The organism is Virgibacillus sp. LDC1, from assembly GCF_025792345.1.
Classification (GTDB): Bacteria; Bacillota; Bacilli; order Paenibacillales; family Paenibacillaceae; genus Paenibacillus_AQ; species Paenibacillus_AQ lautus.
Genome location: NZ_JAOXLZ010000005.1, coordinates 739367 through 747812, shown reverse-complemented (window position 1 = coordinate 747812; position 8446 = coordinate 739367). Strand labels below are relative to the sequence as shown.

Annotated in this window: 7 protein-coding genes and 1 rRNA gene; all 8 read right to left on the bottom strand. The window is 49.0% G+C overall.

Features of this window, described 5'->3' with window-relative positions:
• Nucleotides 1-193: ribosomal RNA gene (locus tag OHJ21_RS27935) — 16S ribosomal RNA — on the bottom strand; the annotation flags it as partial.
• A 474-nt stretch (nucleotides 194-667) separates the two neighbouring features.
• The gene (locus OHJ21_RS27930) at nucleotides 668-2383 is read right to left on the bottom strand and encodes a LysM peptidoglycan-binding domain-containing protein (protein WP_486021680.1); all 1716 of its coding nucleotides are present in this window, start codon (nucleotides 2381-2383) and stop codon (nucleotides 668-670) included.
• 163 nt (nucleotides 2384-2546) lie between these two features.
• Nucleotides 2547-3431, bottom strand: coding sequence for a branched-chain-amino-acid transaminase (gene ilvE / locus OHJ21_RS27925; protein WP_100540828.1), 885 nt, complete (start codon nucleotides 3429-3431; stop codon nucleotides 2547-2549).
• Complete coding sequence (pheA, locus tag OHJ21_RS27920; RefSeq protein WP_100540827.1) at nucleotides 3432-4319, bottom strand: prephenate dehydratase; 888 nt, start codon at nucleotides 4317-4319, stop codon at nucleotides 3432-3434.
• Nucleotides 4316-5284, bottom strand: coding sequence for a homoserine kinase (thrB, locus tag OHJ21_RS27915; RefSeq protein WP_486021678.1), 969 nt, complete (start codon nucleotides 5282-5284; stop codon nucleotides 4316-4318). Before thrB ends, pheA begins: the two co-directional genes overlap by 4 nt.
• Nucleotides 5281-6354: a threonine synthase gene (gene thrC / locus OHJ21_RS27910; protein WP_076323143.1), complete on the bottom strand. Its 1074-nt coding sequence runs from the start codon at nucleotides 6352-6354 to the stop codon at nucleotides 5281-5283. Before thrC ends, thrB begins: the two co-directional genes overlap by 4 nt.
• A gap of 63 nt (nucleotides 6355-6417) precedes the next feature.
• Entirely contained in the window at nucleotides 6418-7704 is a 1287-nt protein-coding gene (locus OHJ21_RS27905) for a homoserine dehydrogenase (RefSeq protein WP_100540825.1), read from the bottom strand.
• 54 nt (nucleotides 7705-7758) lie between these two features.
• Nucleotides 7759-8196 (bottom strand): ACT domain-containing protein, encoded by a 438-nt coding sequence (locus tag OHJ21_RS27900; RefSeq protein WP_009594028.1) that lies wholly within the window; start codon nucleotides 8194-8196, stop codon nucleotides 7759-7761.
• Between the last annotated feature and the right edge of the window lie 250 nt (nucleotides 8197-8446).

Here is an 8446-nt window from a genome sequence, read left to right as displayed (position 1 = left end):
GTGAAATAAATTATCCGGTATTAGCTACCGTTTCCGGTAGTTATCCCAGTCTTGAGGGCAGGTTGCCTACGTGTTACTCACCCGTCCGCCGCTAACCTTCAGGAGTGCAAGCACTCCATTAAGTCCGCTCGACTTGCATGTATTAGGCACGCCGCCAGCGTTCGTCCTGAGCCAGGATCAAACTCTCCAATAAAGTGTTTGATTTGCTCATTTCTTAACTGACGAGAATTTGTTCAATTCTCTATTTCAACGTCCCACCAAAGTGGTTCGTTTTACTCACTCGTTGTTCAGTTTTCAAAGATCAACTTCTCGTTACCGGCGAATCTCGTTCGCACCAGCAACTCTTATAATATATCATGTTTGTTTCGATAATGCAAGAGGTTTTTTTAGAAAGTTTTTTTAAGTTCTTCTTAAGTTCTCAGTACTTTCGGTTTACCTCTATCCCATCGCATCTTGCTTATCGCGGCTGGATTTATAATGTATCATATTTTTCGATTCGATAGCAATACATAATTTCTTCCAGATGGTATTTCTTTTATTAATGGCGGTTAGCAGTATTACATTACAGTACAGTAGATTCATAGACAGTATGTCAGGCGAGCATACAAAAGGGACCAAGATGAGGTCCCTTTTGTTTAGCTATAACCAGGCTTTTATTGTTGATGTCTTAACCCTTGATCCAGGGATTGTGGCGCTTACCTTTTGGTGAGGCTTGAGGCTTGCGTGATTTCTTGGCTGCGGTTCTTGTTTTATTAGCTTGCTGACGATGGACTTTGGCCCGCTCCTTGGCATTCTCTTCAATGGTGGTATCTCTGGATGCGGATGGTTCCGTATCGTTCTCAACTTCACTGCTGACCGACATATTGGATTGCTTCACTTCGAATGAAGCCGACGGATTGAATGCCGAATCGAACTGCTGGTCATTTTGCCGATCATTCCAGTTTTGTTCATATGGATTTACAAATGGAGGATATGCTCCTTGAGTTCCCATGTGTGCGGACGGATAGCCGTATGCCCCAGCATTGTATTCCATTCCACCCTGCCAAGGTTGATACGGTACCGCCATATCTGGTGCATACTGATAATGCCCGTGCTGCGGCATGTTATAGTGCGGGCTCACTTCTCCCCCGTGGCACCCGCAAGGAGATGGAACATAACCGTATGTCGCCGCTGTATGATGATGCTCAGGATATGGATGGTAATCGGAACCCATATTCCCTGTATAGGATTCCGTAATCGAGAACTGGGAATATTCCAAGCTCATGGGCTGTTCAGAAACACCCGGATATCCTGAAACTACATTTCCCCAGCCTTCATTGTAGGAAACAGGCATCGCTTCCTGCGGTATATGGTGGTACGGATGGACGGCTGTGCCGTAATCGGCACCATGCCAATGTTTAGGTTCATGGCAACCACATGGTCCTTCATGAAACCCGCCGTATGGAGGCATCATAAATGCAGGCGCTTCTTTAAAAGGAAATTCCGGACACGGATGCGGCATCATATGAAGTGGCATCTCCGCAAAAGGCGGACATGGTTCGGCCATGGGATGGATTGGGTGAGGTAACGGCATGGTTTTGACAGGGTACATAAACTCCGGCTCTATTGGTTTATATGGCGGGTTGTACTCTGGTTTGAATTCAGGTTTGAATTCAGGTTTAAATTCCGGCTTGAAATCAGGCATGATTACGGGCTTTTTAAAATCCGGCATGACATCCGGTTTCTTTACTTCTGGCAGGATCTCTGGTTTCTTGACTTCCGGCAGAACGATCGGCTTCTTGATTTCAGGTAAAATCTCCGGTTTGTACTCCGGTTCGAATTTCTTAGGCTCCTCGGGAAAAGGCGAAATCTCAGGAAGTTTCGGCAAAATCGGCGGCTCGGGCTCCTTAACTTCGGGAACAACCGGAGGCTGCTCGATCGGCGCTGTGATTTCTTCCTTTACCCCGGTGTAATCCTTGCTGCCCGGCTTCTTCTTGCCCGGGGTAGAACCACTGCCACTACCACTGCTCATTGAAACTCCGTCATCTGCGCCAGACTCCGCATATACGCCTGATGAAGGGATGTTCACGACTTCTCCCACCAGCAGGGCATTCGGATTTTTAAGCTGCGGATTGGCATCGATGATTTCCTTCAATGTGACTCCCCATGCCTTCGACAATTTCCAGAGGGAGTCCCCCTGCTTTACCGCATGCTTATGGATAATGGGTTGGCTGCCGCCTGGTACCGGAACAGGCTCTGTCGGTACTTTGATTTTGGTACCGACATCGAGCTTATTCGGATCCACCAGCTGTGGATTGGCATCGATGATTTTCGCTAAAGGAACGTCGTATTTTTTGGACAGCTCATATAGGGTGTCGCCTTCCTTGACGATGTGTATCTTCACGCCGCTAAAACCTCCTACACTCTTCTAGGCGTCATGTAATTCGCCCGCTTTCGTTACTACATCCTATGCACGGAATAGGCGATTGACATCCCTCTGGGCAAAAAAAATCCTTTCATCGACATGAAAGGATTGTTTAAGTCGTTTATTTAGCTGTCCTAAAACATTAGGATTCCCACACCTTATAACCGTCTTGATCCACTATTCTGCGGAATTCCTCGAGCAATTGAAGCGTAATTGGACCAGCCTGCCCTTTTCCGATCATCCGTCCGTCAATTTCACGAGCGGCGATGACCTCAGCGGCGGTTCCTGTAAAAAAGACTTCGTCGGCAATATATACGTCATGCATGCTGAAAGGCTCTTCCTTCAATTTAATACCGAGTTTATCGCATAGATCAATAATCGCCTGACGGGTAATGCCTTCAAGCGCACCAAGGTAGCACGGTGGCGTGGTGACCACGCCGTTTTTCACGATAAAAATATTATCCCCGGAGCCTTCCGTCACATATCCTTGCGCATTCATCATGATCGCTTCATCCGCTCCCGCAAAGTTGGATTGGATCTTCACAAGAATATTGTTCAAATAGTTCAAAGACTTGATTTTCGGATTGAGCGCATCCGGAATGTTACGGCGCTGGGCTACGGATACGGCCTTCAAACCATTGAGATAAGCTTCTTCAGAGTAGATTGCCAGCTGTTCCACAATGATTAACACCGTTGGTTTAGGGCAGCGACGCGGATCCAGACCCAGATTGCCAACGCCTCGGGATACAACGATACGGATGTACCCGTTCCGCATATCGTTGCGTCGAATCGTTTCAGCCATAGCTTCCAGCAGCTCATCATATGCCAGGGGGATGACTAAATCGATGGACTTGGCGGAATCGTACAGCCGATCCAAGTGTTCCTTGCACTTAAAGATGTTGCCGTTATATATCCGAATGCCTTCGAATATGCCGTCCCCGTACAAAAATCCATGGTCAAAAACGGATACTTTCGCATTCTCTTTTGTGACGAATTCTCCATCCAGATAGATCCATTGCTCTGACATTTACTTAACCTCCATTTTCTCACTCTCGTACGCATAGCCCGGATAAGTACCCAGCACACGAACCAAACATCCCAGCGCCTCTATCTCTCCCATGGCAGCGAGCAATAGAACGGAATCCGCTGCGGCCATGACATCGATATAAAAATAGTAATTACCGAGCTTCTTCTTCGTCGGACGGGATTCGATGCGCGACAGGTTCAGGCGCCGCCATGCAAAAGCCGAAAGCACCTGATGCAGCGCTCCCGGCACATCCTCTGGGAGAGTCACAAGAATGCTGGTCTTGATATGCTCCGGCGAACGGTTGACTGAAATCGGCTCGCGTCCAATCAATACAAACCGGGTGTAATTGTTATCATGGTCGGTAATACGCTCGGCAAGCACGTTTAATCCGTGAGTGGCTGCGCCTAGTGAAGTGCCGATCGCCGCCCATCCCTGGCCGGGATTTTCCTTTACGATCTTAACCCCTTCCGAGGTGCTGCCTACTTGCTCCAACTCAGCCTGTGGCGCAGCCTTCGCGAGGAACTGACGGCACTGGGCCGTTGCTACTTGGTGAGACCAAATTTTTGTGATTTTACTGTAATCCATCGTACCGTCATTTGATTGGAACTCGGCAGCATTTCCGATCAGGTTTTGAATGGATGGATAGACCCACTCCACCTGCATCGGCAGATCCACCTCATTGACCAACCAATCCATATGAAGGCTCACGGAGCCTTCGATGGTATTCTCAATCGGGATCACGCTATAATCGCTTTTTCCTTCTACTGTAGACATAAATACATCAGAGATCAGTTTATGGTGGACAAACTCCACCGGCTCACCGTTAAGGAGATAAAGTATCGCTTCATGAGATACCGATCCTGAGGGCAACAAGGCTATTTTTTTCATGCGGTAACTTCCCCTCTAATCATATCCAAAAAGGATCTATTGTTTATATCATCCAAGAGCTGGACGCCTTCCGCAACTGGATTCAATTGGTAGCACGAAGACGAGATTCCTTCCGCCTTCATCGTCTCCATTAAATACGCGCTCAATTCTTCTACCCGCGAATCGTTCCGATCCACCAACGCAATCATCGTCGGGCCCGCTCCGCTTAGCGCAACGCCGAGCGCTCCGTGGCTTGTCGCTTCGGTCAAAATCTTGGTCATCCCTGGCACAAGCGGCACCCGATAGGGCTGGTGAATCCGGTCTTGCATAGCGGCACGAATCAAGTCCAGTCTGCCTGCAGAAAGAGCCGCGGTCATCAAGGAGGATCGACTAATATTATATACAGCATCCGCTAAACTGACCTGGGCGGGCAGCGCTTCCCTTGCTTTGGATGTAGCCAACTCGAAATCGGGAATAACCACGAGCGTTCCGAGGTCAGCTGGAGGTTCAATGCGGATATAATCCGCATGGGCTCCGTCCCATACAGCCGTAATAATCCCTCCAAATAAAGAAGCCCCTACATTATCCGGGTGCTTCTCAAGATCCGTCGCCATGTCAAAAAGCTTGGAATCGGGCAGCGGCGAACCGATCAGCGCATTAGCAGCCGCCAGCGCCCCTATAATCGCCGATGCACTGCTGCCGAGGCCGCGGGTAAGCGGAATTTCGGAATACATGGAAATCTCAAGATCAGGAACAGCCTGTCCCGCCTCTTCAAAAACCATCTGAGCCACCTTGTAGATCAGGTTGCTCTTATCGGTCGGCAGACCGCCCATCTCATCACCATGAAGATGGAATACGGTCTGCTCCGACGCCTTCATCTCGATCCAGGAATACAGAGACAATGCCATGCCGAGTGTATCGAATCCGGGTCCCAAATTAGCCGTACTGGCCGGAACCCTCACCCGGACACCTTGGGACAAACTCATACCCGTGCAGCTCCTTCAAGCTTAGCAATGGCATCCATTACAGCTGATTCCGTATCTGATACGACGAGCGGTTCGGCGTTCACGGTAGAAATGGCGATATTCGGATCCTTGAGCCCATGCCCTGTCAGCACACAGACAACGGACTCTCCACCTTTAAAGTATCCTTCGCGCTTCATTTTATAAACGCCTGCGATGGAGGCTGCCGATCCTGGCTCGGCAAAAATGCCCTCACGCGATGCGATTTTGCGGTATGCTTCCAAAATCTCTTCATCCGTCACGTAGTTAATCTGTCCACCGGATTCTTCTGCGGCGGCAACCGCGGTTTTCCAGCTGGCCGGGTTCCCGATACGGATGGCAGTCGCTACCGTTTCCGGATTCGCGATAGGCTCGCCCTTCACGATCGCCATAGCACCTTCCGCTTCAAATCCAAGCATTTTCGGAAGTGAAGATGATTTGCCCGCAGCATGGTACTCTTTAAATCCTTTCCAGTAAGCGGAGATGTTCCCCGCATTGCCGACCGGAATCGCCAGCACGTCCGGAGCTTTCCCCAACTGGTCAACGACTTCGAATGCAGCCGTCTTCTGGCCTTCGATTCGATAAGGATTCACGGAGTTCACAAGCGCAATCGGATGCTTCGCCGTAATCTCGCGTACAATTTCCAGCGCGCGGTCAAAATTGCCCTCGATCGCAATGACCTTCGCTCCATAGATCATCGCCTGGGCGAGCTTGCCGAGCGCAATATTATTGTTCGGAATGATAACGATACAATTTAACCCGCCACGAGCGGCATAAGCAGCAGCTGCTGCAGAAGTATTACCCGTGGAGGCGCACATAATGGTACGGCTTCCCTCTTCCATTGCTTTCGCTACGGCCATCACCATCCCGCGGTCTTTAAATGAACCCGTTGGATTAAGTCCTTCAAATTTGAAATGCAGATCAATTCCGAGCTCTTCGGATAGATTCACAGCTTTGATCAGGGGGGTGTTCCCTTCCTTAAGCGTTAGAAGCGGAGTACGCTCATTTACCGGCAAATATTCTCTGTAGGTTTGAAGCAATCCTTCATACGGCATCTCTCATGTTCTCCTTTTCTTATGAAAAAATTAGTTCTGGTCATTAAATGGATTCTAATTCAATTATCCTTCAACACGGTAAACACTTTTTATCCGGCGAATGACTTCCAGGCCTTCGAAATGATTCAACACTTCATCCATATTGGCTTTGCTCGCGTTGTGCGTGACGATGATAATCTCAGCATCCGGATTATGCTCGTTCGGCTGCTGAACAACGGATTCCAGGCTGACGTTGTATTCAGCGAACACCTGCGTAATCTGGGCAAGCACACCTGCTTTATCGTCCACATGCAGCAAAATGAAATTCTTGTACATGATCTGCTCATCGGTTTTGAGTTTCTTCGGTTTGTAAGGAACGATGGCTTTGAGGCCGTTGACGCCGAGCTTCAGATTCTTGATGACGGCAACCAGGTCGGCAACAACGGATGTAGCGGTTGGCATCTCGCCGGCGCCGGCGCCGTAAAACATCGTTTCGCCTACGGCTTCTCCGTATACATAAACCGCGTTAAATACCCCATTCACGGCGGCGATAGGATGTCCATTGCGAACCATCGTAGGCTGAACCGTGATGCTGAACTCATCGTCCTGACGCTCCGCTATACCCAGAAGCTTCATCTCGTAGCCCAAACGCTTCGCATAGGCGATATCTTCTTTGGTCACTTGCGAAATTCCCTTAACGGTTACATCCTGGAGCTCGACGTTCGTTCGGAAGCCGAGTGTGCCGAGAATCGCCATTTTTCGGGCCGCGTCCAATCCTTCCACATCGGAGGTCGGATCGGCTTCTGCATAACCCAGTTCCTGAGCTTCGGCCAGGACATCCTCATACGATGCGCCTTCTTGGCTCATCTTGGTCAGAATGAAGTTGGTTGTACCGTTCACGATCCCCATGATTTTCATGATACGATCCGAGGAGAAGCCTTCAATCAGCGTTCGGATAATGGGAATGCCGCCAGCAACGCTTGCCTCGTAAAACACGTCGCACTGCTTCTCTTGCGCCTTGGCTAATATTTCGGCACCGTGGAGAGCCATCAGATCCTTATTTGCGGTGACGATATGCTTGCCGCGCTCCAGCGCTTCGAGGATATAGGTTTTCGTCTGCTCGATCCCGCCCATCACTTCAACGATGACATCAATCTCCGGATCACGGATGACCGCCCATGGATCTTCCGTCAATTTATTCTGATCCACATTGACACTGCGGTACTTCTCCAAATGTTTGACAGCGATGCGTTCTATTGTAATCGGCGAACCGACCTGACTGCTCAAATCCTCCTGGTGTCCCTCTACGATGCGGACAACCCCTGTTCCTACGGTTCCTAATCCCAAAAGTCCTACTTTGACCGGTTTCATTAATACACTACCTCCTGTATCCCATCACATAGATATCTATTTATTCGTCATAACTTAACCTTGGCCTATCATCTGCACTCTTCTAACTCCAGCTATTCGCCTCAATCCGTCGAGTAGATCATCCAGCTCCTCATTCAACCTGGAAACTTCGACGGAAATCACGACATTGGCGATGCCCTGCAGCGGAATGCTCTGATGAATGGTTAACACATTCCCGCCTTCACCCGCTACCAACCCCAGAACTTCGGATAGCATCCCGGAGCGATGTTCCATATCGATAGAAATCGTTACGATTTCATCACGTTCCAATTGATTGATGGGGTGGATTCCATCCTTGTACTTATAAAAAGCGCTTCGGCTAAGCCCAACCTGCTCAACAGCTTCATGGACCGTCCTAACGTCTCCCGACGCCAGCAATTTTTTCACTTGCATCGTCTTAACCACAGCCTCGGGAAGGATGTCTTCCCGGACCAAATAGTAGCGTTCCTTCACAAACGTCCTCTCCTCAAAGACTACTGTATTCGTATAGTGGACATTATACTGGATATACCAAGTAAGGGCAATACATAAGTGTCCAGTTTTTTAGATATTCCGATATTTCCTATGTCAACGCTATAGCCTATACTATATCGCAATTCGAATCGGAACACATCGGTATAAACATCAAAATTGTAAATGATGCGCAAGAAAAAGCAGTCTCCGATATGTGGAGACTGCCCATGAAACAATCATGCTTTCGATT